Raw genomic sequence first — 16,259 nt, 5'->3', positions numbered from 1 at the left:
TTGCCTATCCACGCGCGGCGCGGATCTATTTGTAGAGCCGAGCCCATGCTCGGCCATGTTTGGATCGGGCGCGAAGAGCAGCCGAGCGCAGGCTCGGCTCTACAGGGGAGAGTTGTCGCTGGACGGTGGGCTCTGCGCCAGCTCCACCCGCGGCCGGGGCAGGTCGTGCAGCTGCATGAAGCGCGCCGCGTCGACCGGGCGGCCGAGCAGGTAGCCCTGCAGGTAATCGCATCCCAGCCGCTCCAGGTAGGCGCGCTGGGCGGCCGTCTCCACGCCCTCGGCGACGATGTCCATGTCCAGCGCATGGCCCAGCGCCACGATCGCCGAGACGATCACCACGTCCTCTGCACTGTGTTCCAGGTCGCGCACGAACGCATGGTCGATCTTGATCTCGGTGGCCGGCAGCCGCTTCAGGTACAGCAGGCTGGAATAGCCAGTTCCGAAATCATCGATGGAGATGCCTACGCCCAGCGCCGACAGCGCCTGCAGCAAGCGCAGGCTGGTGTCGGTATCGCGCATCACCGTGCTTTCGGTGATTTCCAGCACCAGGTGGCGCGGAGCGATGTTGTTGCGTTCGATCACCGCGCGCACGTCCTGCAGTAGGTGCGGCGAACTGAACTGCACCGGCGACAGGTTCACCGACATCGACCAGCCTTCGTGACCGGCATCGTGCCAGCGCCGCAGTTGCAGGCAGGCCTGGTCCAGCGCCCAGCGCCCGATCTCGTTGATCGCGCCGCTGCACTCGGCCAGGCGGATGAACCGATCGGGCGGAATCAGGCCATGCTCCGGATGGTGCCAGCGGATCAGCGCTTCGGCACCGGCCACCTTCTGCGTGGCCACGCGGATCTTGGGCTGGTAGTGCAGGAACAGCTGCTCGCTGCCAATGGCCCGGCGCAGGTCGGCCAGCAGCCGGAACTGTTGTTCGGCGCTGTCATTCATCCAGTCGGCGAACAGCACGAAGGCGTTGCGTCCGGATTCCTTGGCCTGGTACATCGCCGCATCGGCAAACGCCATCAGCTGCCGTTCGCTGGCAGCGTGGTCGGGGCAGATTGCCACGCCGATGCTGGCGGTTACCTGCAGTTCGTTGTCCGGCAGCAACGGGCCGCTGCCCACCGCCTGCAGGATGCGCCGGGCGAGGGTGGGCAGGTCCTCGTCGTGTTCGATGCGTACCACCAGCACGAACTCGTCACCGCCCAGTCGTGCCAGCATATCGTTGGGCCGCAGCAGCTGGCGGGTGCGCTCGGCCACCGCCACCAGCAGTGCATCGCCGGCCTGGTGGCCGTAGGCATCGTTGACCTGCTTGAAGCCGTCCAGGTCCATGAACATCACGGCGAAACGGCTGCCGCCCTGCTCGGCCTCGGCCAGTGCCTGCACGATGCGACGCTGCAGCAGCAGGCGGTTGGGCAGGCGGGTGAGCGGATCATGCAGTGCGGCCTGGGTCAGTTCCTGCTGCGCATCGGTCAACGAGGTGCTCAGCATGGAGTTGCGCAGTCGCAGCAGCTGCGCCTCCACCCGCTGGTCCAGCCAGGACACCACCAGCACCACCGCGAGGATCGCCACGGACAGCACCACCACCAGCATGGCCAGCCATTCGCTCTGCAAGCCGTCGCCGACGGCTGCGCCGCAGATGCTGCCCTCCGGAAAGCGAGCGGCGGCCATGCCGGTGTAGTGCATGCCGACGATCGCCAGGCCGAGCAGCCCCGCCGCGGCCAAGCGGTCGCCGATACGGGTGCGCTGCCCACGCAGGCGGAACGCAACATACAGGGCTGTCCACGAGGCGGCGACCGCCACCATCAGTGATAGCAGCAGCCAGCCCGGGTCGTAGTCGATGCCTGGCTGCATGCGCATTGCGGCCATGCCGACGTAGTGCATGCCGGCGATGCCGGTGCCCATCAGCAGGGCACCGCCGGCCAGCCGTGGATGCGGCAGAGTACGCAGCGAGACCAGCCACAGTGCGAATACCGACGAAGCGATCGCCAAGGCCAGCGAGAGCAGGGTGATCGGCAGGTCGTAGCCGAGCGGAATGGGCAGATCGAAGGCGAGCATGCCGATGAAGTGCATCGACCAGATGCCCAAGCCCATGGCGAAGCCACCACCGAGACGCCACCACCAGGCCGCGGCCTTGCCGGGCGCGGTAATCGTGCGCCCGGCCATTGCCAGTGCAGTGTAGGAAGCCATCACGGCTACCAGCAGCGAGATTGCGACCAGCCACGGGTTGTACGTGCCTACCAGCATTCGTCAGTCTCCCGGACCTGCCTGTCGACGGAAACCACGGTGGGGCATGCATGAGGCAGGCCGACGCAGGGCGGCGGCCACGTGCGGCATCCCCCCGGTTGCCGCGCATTCACTCTAACGCGCAGACCCGGGGGAAGGGCAAGCAGTAAAACGTGAAATTGCGCCCCGTAGAGCCGAGCCCATGCTCGGCTGCCGCTCCTGCCGAAGACAGCCGAGCATGGGCTCGGCTCTACAGAAACAAAGGCATGGCAAGCAGTAAAACGTGATGATCAGGTCAGTGTGTGACCGCGTCCGCAGCCTGGAAGGCGGCATCGAACAGGCGCTGTACCGGCGGGCCCATTTCCCCGGCCAGCAGCGCCAGCAGGAACAGACCCAGCAGCAACGAGACCGGCAGGCCCAGCTGGATCGGATTCAGCGCCGGAGCGGCCCGGGCCAGCACGCCGAACGCCAGATTCACTGCCAGCATCGCCACCGTCAGCGGGATCGCCAGGGTCAGCGCGCCGCGTAGCACGGTCAGCAGGAAAGTCGGGGCGATGCTGAAGAACGCGTGCGGGTCCGGCAGCGGAGCGCCGATCGGCAGTGCGCGATAGCTGTCCACCAGCAGCGAGATCAGCGCCAGGTGGCCGTTGGCGGTGAAGAACAGCAGCCCGAACAGCAGATAGAACCACTGTCCGATCACGCCGGAGGTACCACCGCGCAGCGGGTCGCTCATCTGCGCGAAGGCCAGGCCGGTGCCCTGCGCGATCAGTTCGCCCGCCATCGCACCGGCTTCGAACACCAGCCGCAGCAGGAAGCCGATGGAGACGCCGATGGCCAGCTCGCGCGCGATGGTCAGCACCGTGGCGGCGTCGAAGCCGGTCCAGTCCGGAACCGGCGGCAGCAGCGGGGCCAGTGCGATGGCAAGGGTACCGGCCAGGATCACGCGGATCCGTGCCGGCACCGCGCGGGTGCCGACCATCGGCATGGCCATGGCCACAGCGCCGATGCGCAGCATGGTCCACAGTACGGTACCGATCATGCCGAAGGCCTGCAGGCCGTCGGCTGCCATCTGGGTGGCGGCGTCCATCGAAGCGGGTGTCCTAGCCGATCAGGTGTGGAATGCGCTGGAACAGCAGCGTGGTGAACTCCACCAGGTGGCCGATCAGCAGGCTGCCCAGCGCGAACAGCACCGCGGTCAGTGCCGCCGCCTTGGCGACGAAGGCGATGGTCGGTTCGTTGAGCTGGGTCGCGGCCTGCACCACGCCCACCACCACGCCCACCACCAGCACGGTGAGCAGCAGCGGGCCAGCCACCCACAACACGGTGATCAGGCCGCCACGCAGTTCAGTCAGGGCAAGTTCGGGAGACATTCGGGGGTCCATCTGCTCTTGTAGAGTCGAGCCATGCTCGACTGCGCTTTGCGCGGGATATCAAGCCGGATTGAAGCTGGCTGCCAACGTACCCACGGTCAGCACCCAGCCATCGACCAGCACGAACAGCAGAATCTTGAACGGTGCCGACACCAGCATCGGCGACAGCATCATCATGCCCATCGACATCAGCACGCTGGCCACGACCAGGTCGATGATCACGAACGGGATGAAGATCAGGAAGCCGATCTCGAAAGCGGTTTTCAGCTCGCTGGTGACGAACGAGGCGACCAGTACCGGGAACGGGATCGCATCGGGGCTGGCGTAGGTGCCGTGCCCGGCGATGCCGGCGAAGGTCATCAGGTCGGTCTCGCGGATCTGCGCCAGCATGAAGGCGCGCAACGGCGTGGTGGTCAGCGTCCAGGCGGTCTGGAAGTCGATCTCGCCATTGAGGTACGGCGCCATGCCGGCGCTCCAGGCCTTGTCCCAGGTCGGCATCATTACCATCGCGGTGAGGAACAGGGCCAGGCCCAGCAGCACCTGGTTGGACGGCGTCTGGCCGGTACCCAGCGCCTGACGCAGCAGGCCCAGGACGATGATGATGCGGGTGAACGAGGTCAGCACCAGCAACATCGACGGGATCAGGGTGATCGCCGTCATCAGCAGCAGGGTCTGCAGCGGCAGGCTGACCGGTGCACCGCCGATCTTGCCCACGTTGATGTCCGGCAGCGGCGTGTTCGGGGCGCCGGGCGCGGCGAACGCCAGTGCCGGCAACAGGCACAGGGCAAGCAACAGCAGCCACGGCATCAGGGTGGCAAGACGGGTACGGGTGACACGCATGTCAGGGGTCCTTGCGCAGCCGCTGCTGCAGCAGCTGGGCGAAATTCGGAAGATTCTTGAAGTCCGGCACGCGCACCGGCGCCGGGGGCGGCAACGGTTCGGGCAGGGTATGCAGGGTGTTGATGCCACCGGCGGTGACGCCCAGCAGCAGTTGCTGGCCGTTGACCTCGACCACCACCACGCGCTCCTTGGCGCCCACGCTCAGGCTGGCCACCAGCTTCATGCCTTCGGCCGGGCGGAAGCCGCTGCCGGGCATGCGCTTGAGCAGCCAGCCGAGGCCGATGACCAGCGCGAGCACTGCCAGCAGCGCCAGCACCGCGCCGAACAGGCTGGGTGCGGCGGCCGCATGCTGGCCGACCTGGGGCCCGATGGGCGCGGCGGTCTTGCCGACCGCCAGCAGGGTGGAGGCCAGCAGGCTCAACGCAGTCTCCGGATCCGCTCGCTCGGGCTGACCACGTCGGTCAGGCGCACGCCGAAGCGGTCGTTGATCACCACAACCTCGCCGTGGGCGATCAGGGTACCGTTGACGAACACGTCCAGCGACTCGCCGGCACCCCGTTCCAGTTCCACCACCGAGCCCTGGTTGAGCTGCAGCAGGTTGCGGATCGGCAGGCGCGCGCGACCGACTTCCAGCGACAGGGTCACCGGTACGTCCAGGATCACGTCCAGGTTCAGGTCCGGGCCGTTCGCCTCATCGGCCTGCAGGCTGCTGAACTGGGCCGGGGTGGGTTCGAGGGCGTCGATATCGTTCATTGCGGGTCTTCCTGGATGACGGGTACGCGCGGGCGGGTGCCCGGCGGATGGGTAGCGGTGATCTTCACGGCGTTCATGCCGTTGGCGATGCCGAACTCGCCGGTGAACACCGGGATGTTCTCCACGCACAGCGGCACCTGCGGGCTGAGTTCGATCGGCAGGATGTCGCCGACCTTCAGTTGGGTCAGGTCGCGCAGGGTCATGCGCTTGCTGGCCAGTACGCTGGACAGGGTGACTTCGGCGATGTTGAGCTGTTCACGCAGGGTCTGGCCCCAGCTTTCGTCGCGGTCGTTGCGGTCGCTCTGGATGCCGGCGTCGAGCAGCTCGCGGATCGGCTCCAGCATCGAGTACGGCAGGGTGACGTGGATGTCGCCACCGCCGCCATCGAGTTCGACGTGCAGGCGGCACACCACCACGTATTCGCGTGGCGTCACGATGTTGGCGAAGTGCGGGTTGATCTCCGAGTTGATGTACTCGAAGTCCACGTCCATCACCGGCGCCCAGGCCTCGCGCAGGTCGGCAAAGGTCTGCTTCAGCAGCAGGTGGATCACCCGCATTTCAGTGGCGGTGAACTCGCGGCCTTCGATGCGGGTCGGGTAGCGCCCGTCGCCACCGAAGAAGTTGTCGACGATGGCGAACACCAGGGTCGGCTCGAACACGATCAGGCCGGTGCCGCGCAGCGGCTTGAAGCGGATCAGGTTCAGGTTGGTCGGTACATACAGCGAGTGCATGTAGTCGTTGAACTTGATCAGTTCGATGCCGCGCACCGACAGCTCGGCCGAGCGGCGGATCAGGTTGAACAGGCCGATCCGCCACAGGCGCGCGAAACGCTCGTGGACCATTTCCAGGGTCGGCATGCGACCGCGGATGATGCGGTCCTGGCTGGCGAAGTCGTACGAGCGCGCTTCGCCTGACGGCGGTTCCGGATCGGTTTCGACCGCGCCAGTGTCCACGCCGTGGAGCAGGGCATCGATCTCGTCCTGGGACAACAGATCATTCATCGGTGGGCCCTTACTGGGTCACGAAGCTGGTGAACAGCAGGTCGTCGGCACCATTGCTGCCGGTCTCGGCCTTGAGCACTTTCTGCACTTCGGCCAGCGACGCAGCCTGCAGCTTCTGCTTGCCGGCGACATCGGCGATCTGGTCCGGGCTGACCTGCGAGAACAGCATCAGCAGGCGTGCGCGGATGGCGGGTGCATGGGTCTTGATCGCTTCCAGCGCAGCCGGGTCACGGGTCATCAGCTGTACTTCCAGCTGCAGGTAGCGCGGACCATCGACCGGGCCATTGAGATTGACCACGAACGCCGGGTCCAGCGCGAAGTACTGCGCGGGGGCCGGGGTGGCGCTCTTCTTCGGCGCCTGCGCAGTCTTGTCTTCGTGCTTTGACTGGGTGAAGAACCATACGCCGCCACCGGCGGCAGCGGCGGCCAGCACGGCCACCAGTGCGGTGATCAGGATCGGACTGCGCGGCTTGGCGGCCTTGTCCTTCTCGGCGGTCTTCTTGGTTTTGTCAGCGGCTGCGGCCACGGGGTGAAGCTCCTGAGGGTTGCTTCACCGGGATATGCAAGGGGTGTGCCGGAGCCGGGGCAGAGGGGTGCGACGGGATTCCGTCGGGGTGCCAGCCGCATCGCTCTGGTGGCTGCCAACCTTGGTTGGCACGCCTGTCAGGCGTAAGCGTCCAGCAATCCGCGCTGGCGGATCAGCTGCGCCGACGACACGCTGCCATCGCCCGGCGTCGGTTCTCCGTCGCCGGGCAGACCGCCGCCACCGGGCCGCCCCGACGCATTGCCGTCACCCCCCGGAGCCTGCTGGCCGACATCGGCGTGGGCCAGCTGGAAGCCCTGTTCGCCCAGCAGTTCGCGCAGGCGCGGCAGGCTGCTTTCCAGTGCCTGGCGCACGTCCACATGCGGGCTGCTGAAACTGGCGTGCACCTTGTCGCCGTTCAGTTGCAGGCGCACATCCACCGGGCCCATGTCGTCCGGGCTCAGGCGGATGTGGGCGTGGCCGATCTTCTGGTCGGCCAGCCAGCCCAGGCGCGCGCCAATGGCCTGGTCGAAACCATCGTCGCCGAACACGGGCCTGGGCGTCGGTTCGCCGTTGAAGACCGCAGTGCCGGTAGCGAGCGCAGCCTTGAGGTCCTGCAGGAGCGCCGGGGCCGGGGCGTGCAGGAATGGGGCAGCGCTACGGTCGCCGATCGCGGTCACGCCGTTGCTGTCGCGGTCGCCATGCTTGCTGCCCGGCAGGACCGTCTCCGGTAGTGGCAGGGTCGTGGCATCGCCGGCGCTGGCGGCCGGCGGCGTGCTGTCAGTCATCGATGCGACGGCTGCGCCCGGCGCCGGGGTCGGCGTCGGGGCAGGCAGTCCCGGTCCGGCAGTGGCCGGCAGCGCCGTGCCCGCACCCGTTGCAGCAGGAGCAGTGGCGGCAGGATCGGAGGGGGCCGGCATCGCCAGGACCAGGCCGGCCAGGCCCAGCGGCGGCCACGGCGCGTCCTCGGTAGCCACCGGCGTGTCCTTGTCCGTTGCCCGATCACCCGCAGGCGGAGTTTGCGGCGGCAAGGGCGACGTCTCGTTTCCCGTCGCCGCCGCATCCATGCTGCGTTCCTCCGGCGCCTGGCCATTTCCATCGGCGCTCGTCTGCGGCTTCGGTGCCGGGGTGGGCGGTGACGTGGCGGCGCCGGCGAGCGCGTCCGGCGCGCCGCCCTGCAACAGTTGGCTGAAATCCTTGCTGGCCTCGCTGCGTGGCGCGCGCGCTGCAGCGCCGCCGGCAGTCTGTGCCTGCGCGTTGGCGCTGCTGGCGAGCGGGGCGGGCATCACGGGCGGCCTCCCTGCTCGGTGCCATCCTGGTCTTCGGCCTGCACCAGACGCGCACGGCGCGCACCGATGTCGTCCATCTCGCGCTGGTCGCGGCGGTCGGTGACCACTTTCTCCTGCGCCCGGTAGCTGGCCGCCAGCTGTTCCAGCACGGCCTTGTCACGGCTGGCCAGGATCAGGCGGGCGCGCTCGGCCTCCACCTTCTCGCGGTTGCCGTTGACCGTGGCCTGCTGCTGCTCTACCGCACTGTCGAGGCGGTCGAGAAATGCACGCCGGTTGAGCAGCTGCGCCGGGCTGGTCGCCGCCATCTGCGCGTTGGCGTACTCCTCGGCATAACGGCGCAGTTCGTCCAGTCGCGATAGATGGGTGTCGAGCACGCGCTGGCGTTCGGCCAGGTCGCGGGCGACCGCGTCCTCGTGTTCCTGGGCCCGCTTGAGCAGGGGATCGATGCGCTTGGACTGGTTCATGGCTTAACTCTCTTGTTCCACCAGGCGCTGCAGCGCCGCCTGGCTGTGCGGGAGATCTGCGGCCTTGGCAACGTCCTGGCCGAGGAACTCCATGATTTCCGGCCAGCGTTCCAGGGCTTCGTCGGTGGCCGCGTCGTTGCCGCGCTGGTAAGCGCCGATGGCGATCAGGTCACGGTTGGCCGAATACGCCGAGACCAGTCGTTTCAGTTTGCGGATGCGCAGGCGCCACGGTTCGTCGGCGATTTCCGTGACCACGCGGCTGACCGACGATTCGACGTCGATGGCCGGGTACAGACCGCTGTCGGCCACGCGCCGCGAGAGCAGGATGTGGCCGTCGAGGATCGCGCGCGCCGCATCGGCGATCGGGTCCTGCGGATCATCGCCTTCGGTGAGCACCGTGTAGAACGCAGTGATCGAGCCACGGCCCTTGGCGCCGTTGCCGGCGCGTTCGACCAGTGCCGGCAGCTTGGCGAACACCGACGGTGGGTAACCGCGGGTGGTCGGCGGCTCGCCGACCGACAGGCCGATCTCGCGCTGCGCCTGGGCGAAGCGGGTCAGTGAGTCCATCAGCAGCAGCACGTTCAGTCCTTGGTCGCGGAACCATTCGGCGATGGCGGTAGCGCGGTAGGCACCGTGCAGGCGCGCCAGCGGCGGCCGGTCGGCGGGACTGGCCACCACCACGGCGCGGCGCAGGCCTTCCTCGCCCAGCGTGGTCTCGACGAAATCGCGGACTTCGCGTCCACGTTCACCGATCAGGCCGACCACGATCACGTCGGCGGCGGTATAGCGGGTCATCATGCCCAGCAGCGTCGACTTGCCGACGCCGGAGCCGGCGAACAGGCCGACACGCTGGCCGCGGCCGATCGGCAGCAGCGCGTTGATCGCGCGCACGCCCACGTCCAGCGGCTGGGTGATCGGCTCACGCGCCAGCGGATTGATCGACACGCCGGCCATGCCAACGTGGCCCTCGGCGCGGATCGGGCCCTTGCCGTCCAGCGGCACGCCATCGCTGTCGATGACGCGGCCGAGCAGCCCTTCGCCCACTTCAACGCCGCCACGGCGCGCAGACGGCACCACCCGTGCGTTGGGCAGCAGGCCGTGCAGTTCCGCGCTCGGCATCAGGTAAGTGCGCTCGCCGGCGAAGCCGACCACTTCGGCATCGACCCAGCCACCATCGACCACTTCCACCTTGCAGCTGGCACCCAGCGGCGCTTCGCAGCCGACCGCTTCCAGGGTCAGTCCGACCGCGCGGCGCAGCACGCCTTCGCGGATCAGGCCACGGCCATGGGCGGTATCCACGCGCAGGCCGTCGAGCCGACGGGCCAGGCGCAGGTTGCGGGCCATGGCCCAGTCGGCCGGTGGCGGCGTCGGCTGCGGATCGGGATTCATGTATTGGCTCCGGTCTGGCGGATCACCGCGTCCAGCGCGCCGCGCAGGCGCGCTTCCAGGGTGCCGTCGATGCGCACCGCTTCGGCGTGCACGCGAAGATCGCCGCGGCTGAGACTGGTATCCGGCACCAGGCGTTGCTGTGGCGGCAGGCTCAACAGCGGGGCGAGCGCGGCGATGTCGTCCGGGTGCAGCCGCACTTCGACCTCGCGGGTGCTGCCACCCACCGCGTCGATCGCCTCACCGACCAGCTGTGCCAGTAGTGCCGGCTCAGCTTCGTAGGCACGGCCGACCAGCGCACCGGCGATGCGTACGGCCAGCTCGCCGAGCGCGCCGACCACTTCGTTTTCCAGCCGCACCAGCGGCCGGCTGAAGTTGTCGAGGATCCCTTCGATCTGCGCGGCGAGGCGGCGCACTTCGGCCTGCCCCTGGCCGTAGCCTTCGGCATGGCCGTGCTGGAAGCCTTCCTTCTCGGCGCTGTCCTGTATTGCCTGGATTTCCTCCAGCGTCGGCAGCTGCAGCGGTGGCTCGGGTTCATGCTCCGGGTCCGGCTCGGTGAGTTCGAATGCATCCTCCTGCTCCAGCGCCGGTTCGGGCTGGGCCAGCAGGTCCGGGGCAAGCCAGCGCACGACGTTGCTCACAGCATGGCCTCCGCGCTGCCGCCGATGGTAACGGTGCCTTCATCGGCCATGCGCTTGACGATGGCCAGGATCTCGCGCTGGGCGCCTTCCACGTCGGACAGGCGCACCGGTCCACGGGCCTCCATGTCTTCCAGCAGAATCTCGGCCGCGCGCTGCGACATGTTGCGGGTGATCTTGTCGCGCACCTTGATGTCGGCACCGCGCAGGGCCAGGCCCAGGCGCTCGCCGCTCACTTCGCGCAGCACCAGCTGCATCTCGCGGTCATCCAGGTCGACCAGATCGTCGAACACGAACATCAGGTCCTGGATGCGGTTGCTCAGCGGCGCATCGATGCGGGCGATCTCGCCCAGGATGGCCTGATCCTGGCCGCTGTCCATGAAGTTCAGGATGTTGGCCGCGCACTGCACGCCACCGATGTTCGACGACTTCAGGTTCTGGTTGCCGGCGAACTGGCGCTCCATGATCTCGTTGAGTTCATTGAGTGCGTTCGGCGGAATGCCGTCGAGGGTGGCGATGCGCAGCAGCACGTCCACGCGGGTACGGTCCGGCAGCAGCTTCAGCGCGTCGGCGGCCTGGTCGGTTTCCAGGTGCGCCATCACGATGGCGATGATCTGCGGGTGCTCGTTGCGCACCAGGTCGGCCACCGCACGCGGGTCCATCCATTTCAGCGCGTCCAGGCCGGTGGTGTTGCGGCCCAGCAGGATGCGGTCGATCAGGTTGCCGGCCTTCTCGCTGCCCAGCGCCTGCACCAGCATGTTGCGGATGTAGTCGTCCGAACCCACGCCCAGCGAGGTCTTCGAGCCCAGCTCCTGGCCGAACTGGTCCATTACCCGTTCCACCTGCTCGCGGGTGATGTCGGTCATGGTGGCCATGGCGATGCCGATCTTCTGCACTTCCTTGGGTTCCATGTGGCGCAGCACTTCGGCCGCATCCAGCTCACCCAGGGACAGCAGCAGCACGGCCGCGCGCTGTACGCCGGTCAGTTGTGCCTCAGTCATTGGCCACCCAGCCCTTGACCACCTGGGCCACGCGCTTGGAGTCGGTCTTTACGGCTTCACGCGCCATCCGCAGTCGTTCCTCATATGAATCCACCGGCAGGGCCAGGGCCTCCGGCCCGGCCAGGCTCGCCCGGTCGGCGCCCAGCGCCGGCAGCGGCATGCCATCGTCATCCACCAGCTGCACGTCCGCGGTGTGCGGCTCCAGTGCCTGCGGGTCGTCCTTCCTGTTCTGGCCGGTGATCGCGCGCAGCGCCGGGCGCAGTACGCCGAACAACAACGCCAGCACCACCACCGCGCCGAGCAGCATGCGGCCGGCATCGTGCACCCATGGCAGTTCCCACCAGGCCGGCCCTTCGACCGGCGTGGTGTCACGCACGAACGGGGCATTCATCACCGACACGGTGTCGCCACGCTCGGCGTTGAAGCCGACGGCCTGCTTCACCAGCGCCTCGACGCGGGTCAGTTCCGCGGCCGACAGCGGCTGCGGGCTGACCTTGCCGTTGGCACCGGCGCGCGGCACGTTGTCCACCAGTACCGCCACCGACACGCGCTTGATGCGGCCGGCCGGCTGGCGGGTGTGCTGCAGGGTGCGGTCCAGCTCGTAGTTGCGGGTGGCGTTCTTGCTGCTTTCGGTCGGGGCCTGCGCGGTGGCCGGCGTGGCCTGCTGGCCCGGCGGACTGTTGCTGGTGGCACCCGGCACGCCCTGCGGGCCCGGGGTGCTGGTGGTGTTCTCGCTCATCTGCTCGCTGCGCAGCTTCTGCGGTTCACCGTTGTAGAGCTCACGGGCTTCCTCGGTCACCGAGAAATCCATGTCCACGCTCACTTCCGGGTTGACCCGGCCGGGGCCGGTCATCGGTTCCAGCAGCTCGCGGATGCGCTGGTTGAACGAGGTTTCCTGGCGGCGCACCTGTTCGAACTGGGCAGCGTTGACCGCCGCCTCACTGTTCGGGTCGCTGACGCTGAGCATGCGCCCGCTCTGGTCAACCACGGTCACCCGTTCCGGGGCGAGATCCGGGATGCTGGCCGCGACCATGTGCACGATGGCGTCCACCTGGCTGCGTTCCAGCTGCTGGCCGCCACGCAGTTCCAGGGTCACCGAGGCGCTGGCCACGTCACGCTGGCGGGTGAAGGCGCTGGGCTTGGGAATGGCCAGGTGCACGCGCGAATCGCGCACCGGGCGCAGCGTGTTGATGGTGCGCGACAGCTCGGTTTCCAGCGCATGCTGGTAGCGCGCGCTTTCCACGAACTGGCTGACGCCGAAGCCCGGGTCGCGCTCCATCAGCTCGAAGCCGAGCTTGCCGCTGTCGGTCAAGCCGGAGCCGGCCAGCTTCAGGCGCGCGTCGTGCAGGTTCTTTTCCGGCACGGTGATGCCACCCGTGGCCGGGTCGAGTGCGAACGGAATCTGTGCGGCGCGCAGCAGGTCGGTCGCTTCAGCGGTCGCCTTCTGGTCCAGGCCGGTGTACAGCGGGACCATGCCCGGCTTCTGCGACCAGAAGAACACGGACAGGCCTGCCGCCACCGCCACCGCGATCATCGCCATCAGGCCCAGCCGACGGGTGATCTGCAGACTCTGCAGGCGGTCGAACCATTGCCCGGCCTTTTCGGCGTTCAGGCTGTCCTTGGAGAGCGTCAGTGCCATGCGTCTCTATTCCTTACAGCGGCATGTTCATCACGTCCTGGTAAGCCTGGACGAGACGGTTGCGAACTTCCACGGTGGCGCGGAAGGCGATCTGGGACTGCTGCGAGGCGACCATCACCTTGGCCAGGTCGGCGCTGGGGTCGCCCATTTCGAAGGCCTTGGCGAGGGCGCCGGACTTCTGTTGCGCATCGTTGACGCCGGCAATCGCACCACGCAGGGTTTCGGTGAAGCTGGCCGGCTGGGCCTGCGGTGCATCGAGCACCGTGCCCGGCAGGGCGTTGCTGCGCGGCGTTTCGCCCAGCGGGTTGAGCGCCGGCTGCCCCATCTGGGTCTGATAGGAGCGGATCTGCGAAAGGATCGAAGTGACGGAGTGGGACATCTGCAACGGTTCCAGAAACAGGGATGGGGTTGTCTGCTGGAGCCAGTGCAAGTGCCGTGCCGAAACCGGTTTTCGATTCAGTGAAATGAGGGTGGGGGGTGTTTGGTGGCAGGGCTGCGCCCTGCACCCGCCGACGCGACGTCAACATCAACGTCAAAATCGGGCTATCCGTGGGGGGGCGGGGTGGGTCCGGTTGCGGGGGACGCCGTGAATACGTCCCTGTAGGCTCGGTCGCGCCATCCATGGCGCTCACGCCCCCGCAACCGGACCCACCCCGCCTTCGACAGTTGGCCGCGATCTGTTGGAACCTGCTGCTGATGGTGCTTCTGATGGTGGTGGGTGCCGACCGTTGGTCGGCACGGGGTCGGATCCCGTTGTAACGCAACCGGCTCTGACTCCGGTCGTGGCGCCATTTAACCGGCGTCGGTTTTCTGGCCTAGGGCTGCAGGGTCCATCGGCCGGAATTCTGGCGCTGGCGCGGGGCGATGGGGCCGTCGTGCCGGGTGTAGATGAAAGGGCCCTGGCGGTCTGTCTGGCAGGTCAGCAGGAGGGTGTAGTGGGCGGGACCGGCTGGGTAGCTTTCAGTCATCTGGATTGGGCAGGGTGCAGCCGGTGGCGGCGGCAATGCCGGGGCAGAGCAGGGCGGCGAGCAGGGTGAGGCGATGCATGGTGGAGCCTCGTTGGGAGTCTCACTCCATCCTCCGGAACGCGGCAACGTTGTCTGTAGGAACTTGTGCAAATGCGCGGCGTTGTCAGCGCGCGGCCACGGTCTCTATCCACACATGGTGTGGATCTACTGACGTCGTGCAGCGGCGCCAAAACACCAACGCCTGGGCAAGCCCAGGCGTTCGTGCTCCCTTCATGCTGGTAGCGCGCTTCAGCCGGCCAGTTCGGCCTGCTCGCGTTCGATGCCGTACTTGCGCAGCTTTTCCACCAGGGTGGTGCGGCGCAGGCCGAGCAGCTGGGCGGCGTGGGCGACCACGCCCTGGGTGCGTTCCAGTGCTTCGTTGATCAGGCCCAGTTCGATGTTGGCCATGTGGTTGCGCAGGTCCATGCCTTCGTCGGGCAGGGCGGCCGGTGCCGCCGGGCGATTGACGGCGATGCCGTGCTCCAGCGCCGGCTGGTTGCCGCTGCCGGGCGTGTGGAACGAGAAGCTGCGCAGGTCCAGTCGTTCTTCGTTGGCAACCGTAGCTGCCGGTGCCGGTGCAGCCACCGCTGCCAGTGCGGCATCGCCACGGTAGCGGGCCGGCAGGTCCTGCACGCGTACTGAACCGCCCGGATGCAGCACCGCCAGGCGCTCGACCAGGTTGGTCAGCTCGCGCACGTTGCCCGGCCATTCGTAGCTGGACAGCGCCTGCAGCGCTTCGGGAGTGAAGCGCACTTCGCCACGGCCGGTGCGGGCCAGCTGCGCGGCGATGGTTTCCACCAGCGCCGGCAGGTCCTCACGGCGCTCGCGCAACGCGGGCACTTCGATCGGGAACACGTTGAGGCGGTAGAACAGATCCTCGCGGAACTTGCCCTCGGCGATGCGGGTCTCCAGGTCGCGGTGGGTCGCGGCCACCACGCGCACGTTGCAGCGGATGGTCTGGTTGCCACCGACGCGCTCGAAGCTGCGTTCCTGCAGCACGCGCAGCAGCTTCACCTGCATCGGCAGGCTCATGTCGCCGATCTCGTCGAGCAGCAGGGTGCCGCCTTCGGCCATTTCGAAACGGCCCTTGCGCGCGGTCAGTGCGCCAGTGAAGGCACCCTTTTCGTGGCCGAACAGCTCGCTTTCCAGCAGGTCAGGCGGAATGGCGCCGCAATTGATCGCCACGAACGGGCCATCACGGCGCGGCGAACGCTGGTGGATGGCGCGCGACACCACTTCCTTGCCGGTGCCGGATTCGCCCAGCACCAGCACGGTGGTGTCGAATGCGGCCACCTGTTCGATCATGGTGCGCAGCGCGGTGACCGCCGGGCCGTTGCCGGTCGGTCCCTGCTCCTGCGCGGCACCGGCCTGGTGCTCGGCATCCAGGCGCTTGAGGCTGGCGCGGCGCAGCAGCGCTTCCATCTGCGCGTGGCGCAGCGGGGTTTCCAGCGGCCAGATGTTGGCTTCGTGCAGGCCATGCTGCTGCGCGAACGCAGCGGCATCACCGTCGGCCAGCAGTACCGGCGGCGGCAGGCTGCTGCCGCCAAGCCAGTGATACAGCGCGGTGCTGGCGGGGCTGTCGTCCAGGCTGCCGACGATCACCGCCATCCAGTCGTTCTGGCGCTGTCGGCCCAGGTCGAAGTCGGCTGCGTCGGACACCCAGCGCGGGTTGAAGTCCATGAATTCCAGCAGGGCAACGGTGCGCTCCGCGCGCACGGCGTCGTTGTCCAGCACCAGGATGCGCGATTCGCTCACGACTGTTCCTCCCTGAGGCCTTCCAGGATCGGCATGACTTCCTGGATGTAGGACAGCTTGCTGACAAAGTTGTCGGCGCCGGCGCGCAGCGCGTGTTCGCGGTGCTCGGCGTCGTCGAAGTGGCTGGCGATCACGATGTACGGCGCATCGTCCTGCGACTTGATCAGGCGGGTGGCCTGCAGCCCCCCCATTTCCGGCATGGCCAGATCCATCAGCACCACCTGCGGGCGCAGCGTTTCCGAGCGCTCGATCGCTTCCAGGCCGTTGCCGGCGCTGCCGACGATCTGCAGCCAGTCGATCTTGCGGAAATGGCGCATCGCCGCGTTGATGAAGCCCTCGTGGTCATCGACCAGCAGGACCGTGAGCTTGTTCATGTCCA

17 protein-coding genes are annotated in these 16,259 nt (G+C 67.8%); all 17 read right to left on the bottom strand.

From position 1 onward, the window contains the following. Positions 1-99: 99 nt before the first annotated feature. Positions 100-2,235 carry an EAL domain-containing protein gene (locus ROV95_RS14295; RefSeq protein WP_312544969.1) on the bottom strand — a complete coding sequence of 712 codons (2,136 nt, stop codon included), beginning with the start codon at positions 2,233-2,235 and terminating at the stop codon, positions 100-102. A gap of 274 nt (positions 2,236-2,509) precedes the next feature. Then, on the bottom strand, positions 2,510-3,301 hold the full coding sequence (gene fliR / locus ROV95_RS14290) for a flagellar biosynthetic protein FliR (RefSeq protein WP_111104212.1): 792 nt from the start codon (positions 3,299-3,301) through the stop codon (positions 2,510-2,512). Positions 3,302-3,314: 13 nt separating this feature from the next. Continuing rightward, positions 3,315-3,584 carry a flagellar biosynthetic protein FliQ gene (locus ROV95_RS14285; RefSeq protein ID WP_005413254.1) on the bottom strand — a complete coding sequence of 90 codons (270 nt, stop codon included), beginning with the start codon at positions 3,582-3,584 and terminating at the stop codon, positions 3,315-3,317. 60 nt (positions 3,585-3,644) lie between these two features. Further along, positions 3,645-4,424: a flagellar type III secretion system pore protein FliP gene (gene fliP / locus ROV95_RS14280; RefSeq protein WP_019659599.1), complete on the bottom strand. Its 780-nt coding sequence runs from the start codon at positions 4,422-4,424 to the stop codon at positions 3,645-3,647. A gap of 1 nt (position 4,425) precedes the next feature. Beyond that, positions 4,426-4,845, bottom strand: coding sequence for a flagellar biosynthetic protein FliO (fliO, locus tag ROV95_RS14275; RefSeq protein WP_014037105.1), 420 nt, complete (start codon positions 4,843-4,845; stop codon positions 4,426-4,428). Next, a complete protein-coding gene (fliN, locus tag ROV95_RS14270; protein WP_005409543.1) occupies positions 4,842-5,177 on the bottom strand; it encodes a flagellar motor switch protein FliN in 336 nt (111 codons plus the stop codon). Before fliN ends, fliO begins: the two co-directional genes overlap by 4 nt. Continuing rightward, on the bottom strand, positions 5,174-6,178 hold the full coding sequence (gene fliM, locus ROV95_RS14265) for a flagellar motor switch protein FliM (protein ID WP_021203860.1): 1,005 nt from the start codon (positions 6,176-6,178) through the stop codon (positions 5,174-5,176). The genes fliN and fliM overlap by 4 nt, the downstream gene beginning before the upstream one ends. 10 nt (positions 6,179-6,188) lie before the next feature. Then, on the bottom strand, positions 6,189-6,704 hold the full coding sequence (locus ROV95_RS14260) for a flagellar basal body-associated FliL family protein (RefSeq protein WP_019659602.1): 516 nt from the start codon (positions 6,702-6,704) through the stop codon (positions 6,189-6,191). 137 nt (positions 6,705-6,841) lie between these two features. Further along, complete coding sequence (locus tag ROV95_RS14255; protein WP_312544963.1) at positions 6,842-7,987, bottom strand: flagellar hook-length control protein FliK; 1,146 nt, start codon at positions 7,985-7,987, stop codon at positions 6,842-6,844. Beyond that, positions 7,987-8,454, bottom strand: a complete 468-nt coding sequence (gene fliJ, locus ROV95_RS14250) for a flagellar export protein FliJ (protein WP_021203862.1) — start codon at positions 8,452-8,454, stop codon at positions 7,987-7,989. Before fliJ ends, ROV95_RS14255 begins: the two co-directional genes overlap by 1 nt. A 3-nt stretch (positions 8,455-8,457) precedes the next feature. Next, positions 8,458-9,843 carry a FliI/YscN family ATPase gene (locus ROV95_RS14245; protein WP_005413257.1) on the bottom strand — a complete coding sequence of 462 codons (1,386 nt, stop codon included), beginning with the start codon at positions 9,841-9,843 and terminating at the stop codon, positions 8,458-8,460. Continuing rightward, positions 9,840-10,481, bottom strand: a complete 642-nt coding sequence (locus ROV95_RS14240; RefSeq protein WP_021203864.1) for a FliH/SctL family protein — start codon at positions 10,479-10,481, stop codon at positions 9,840-9,842. Before ROV95_RS14240 ends, ROV95_RS14245 begins: the two co-directional genes overlap by 4 nt. After that, positions 10,478-11,464, bottom strand: a complete 987-nt coding sequence (fliG, locus tag ROV95_RS14235) for a flagellar motor switch protein FliG (protein WP_024958226.1) — start codon at positions 11,462-11,464, stop codon at positions 10,478-10,480. The genes ROV95_RS14240 and fliG overlap by 4 nt, the downstream gene beginning before the upstream one ends. Positions 11,465-11,471: 7 nt before the next feature. Beyond that, positions 11,472-13,118 carry a flagellar basal-body MS-ring/collar protein FliF gene (gene fliF, locus ROV95_RS14230; RefSeq protein ID WP_021203865.1) on the bottom strand — a complete coding sequence of 549 codons (1,647 nt, stop codon included), beginning with the start codon at positions 13,116-13,118 and terminating at the stop codon, positions 11,472-11,474. 13 nt (positions 13,119-13,131) lie between these two features. Continuing rightward, positions 13,132-13,497, bottom strand: a complete 366-nt coding sequence (gene fliE, locus ROV95_RS14225) for a flagellar hook-basal body complex protein FliE (RefSeq protein WP_005409552.1) — start codon at positions 13,495-13,497, stop codon at positions 13,132-13,134. A gap of 877 nt (positions 13,498-14,374) precedes the next feature. Then, positions 14,375-15,880 carry a sigma-54 dependent transcriptional regulator gene (locus ROV95_RS14220; protein WP_088610805.1) on the bottom strand — a complete coding sequence of 502 codons (1,506 nt, stop codon included), beginning with the start codon at positions 15,878-15,880 and terminating at the stop codon, positions 14,375-14,377. Next, a complete protein-coding gene (locus ROV95_RS14215; RefSeq protein ID WP_005409556.1) occupies positions 15,877-16,254 on the bottom strand; it encodes a response regulator transcription factor in 378 nt (125 codons plus the stop codon). The genes ROV95_RS14220 and ROV95_RS14215 overlap by 4 nt, the downstream gene beginning before the upstream one ends. Positions 16,255-16,259 lie beyond the last annotated feature (5 nt).

Origin of the sequence: Stenotrophomonas maltophilia group sp. msm1, from assembly GCF_032025805.1 — a bacterium.
Taxonomy (GTDB): Bacteria; Pseudomonadota; Gammaproteobacteria; order Xanthomonadales; family Xanthomonadaceae; genus Stenotrophomonas; species Stenotrophomonas hibiscicola.
The sequence above is the reverse complement of the archived record's forward strand: the minus strand, read 5'-3'. Positions and strand labels throughout refer to the sequence as shown.

Coding starts and splice junctions, on each gene's coding strand:
- ROV95_RS14285 (WP_005413254.1), bottom strand. CDS start 3,584: ATGTCTCCCGAACTTGCCCTGACTGAACTGCGTGGCGGCCTGATCACC.
- fliP (WP_019659599.1), bottom strand. CDS start 4,424: ATGCGTGTCACCCGTACCCGTCTTGCCACCCTGATGCCGTGGCTGCTG.
- fliR (WP_111104212.1), bottom strand. CDS start 3,301: ATGGACGCCGCCACCCAGATGGCAGCCGACGGCCTGCAGGCCTTCGGC.
- ROV95_RS14255 (WP_312544963.1), bottom strand. CDS start 7,987: ATGCCCGCCCCGCTCGCCAGCAGCGCCAACGCGCAGGCACAGACTGCC.
- ROV95_RS14215 (WP_005409556.1), bottom strand. CDS start 16,254: ATGAACAAGCTCACGGTCCTGCTGGTCGATGACCACGAGGGCTTCATC.
- fliN (WP_005409543.1), bottom strand. CDS start 5,177: ATGAACGATATCGACGCCCTCGAACCCACCCCGGCCCAGTTCAGCAGC.
- fliM (WP_021203860.1), bottom strand. CDS start 6,178: ATGAATGATCTGTTGTCCCAGGACGAGATCGATGCCCTGCTCCACGGC.
- fliJ (WP_021203862.1), bottom strand. CDS start 8,454: ATGAACCAGTCCAAGCGCATCGATCCCCTGCTCAAGCGGGCCCAGGAA.
- fliF (WP_021203865.1), bottom strand. CDS start 13,118: ATGGCACTGACGCTCTCCAAGGACAGCCTGAACGCCGAAAAGGCCGGG.
- ROV95_RS14295 (WP_312544969.1), bottom strand. CDS start 2,235: ATGCTGGTAGGCACGTACAACCCGTGGCTGGTCGCAATCTCGCTGCTG.
- ROV95_RS14245 (WP_005413257.1), bottom strand. CDS start 9,843: ATGAATCCCGATCCGCAGCCGACGCCGCCACCGGCCGACTGGGCCATG.
- fliE (WP_005409552.1), bottom strand. CDS start 13,497: ATGTCCCACTCCGTCACTTCGATCCTTTCGCAGATCCGCTCCTATCAG.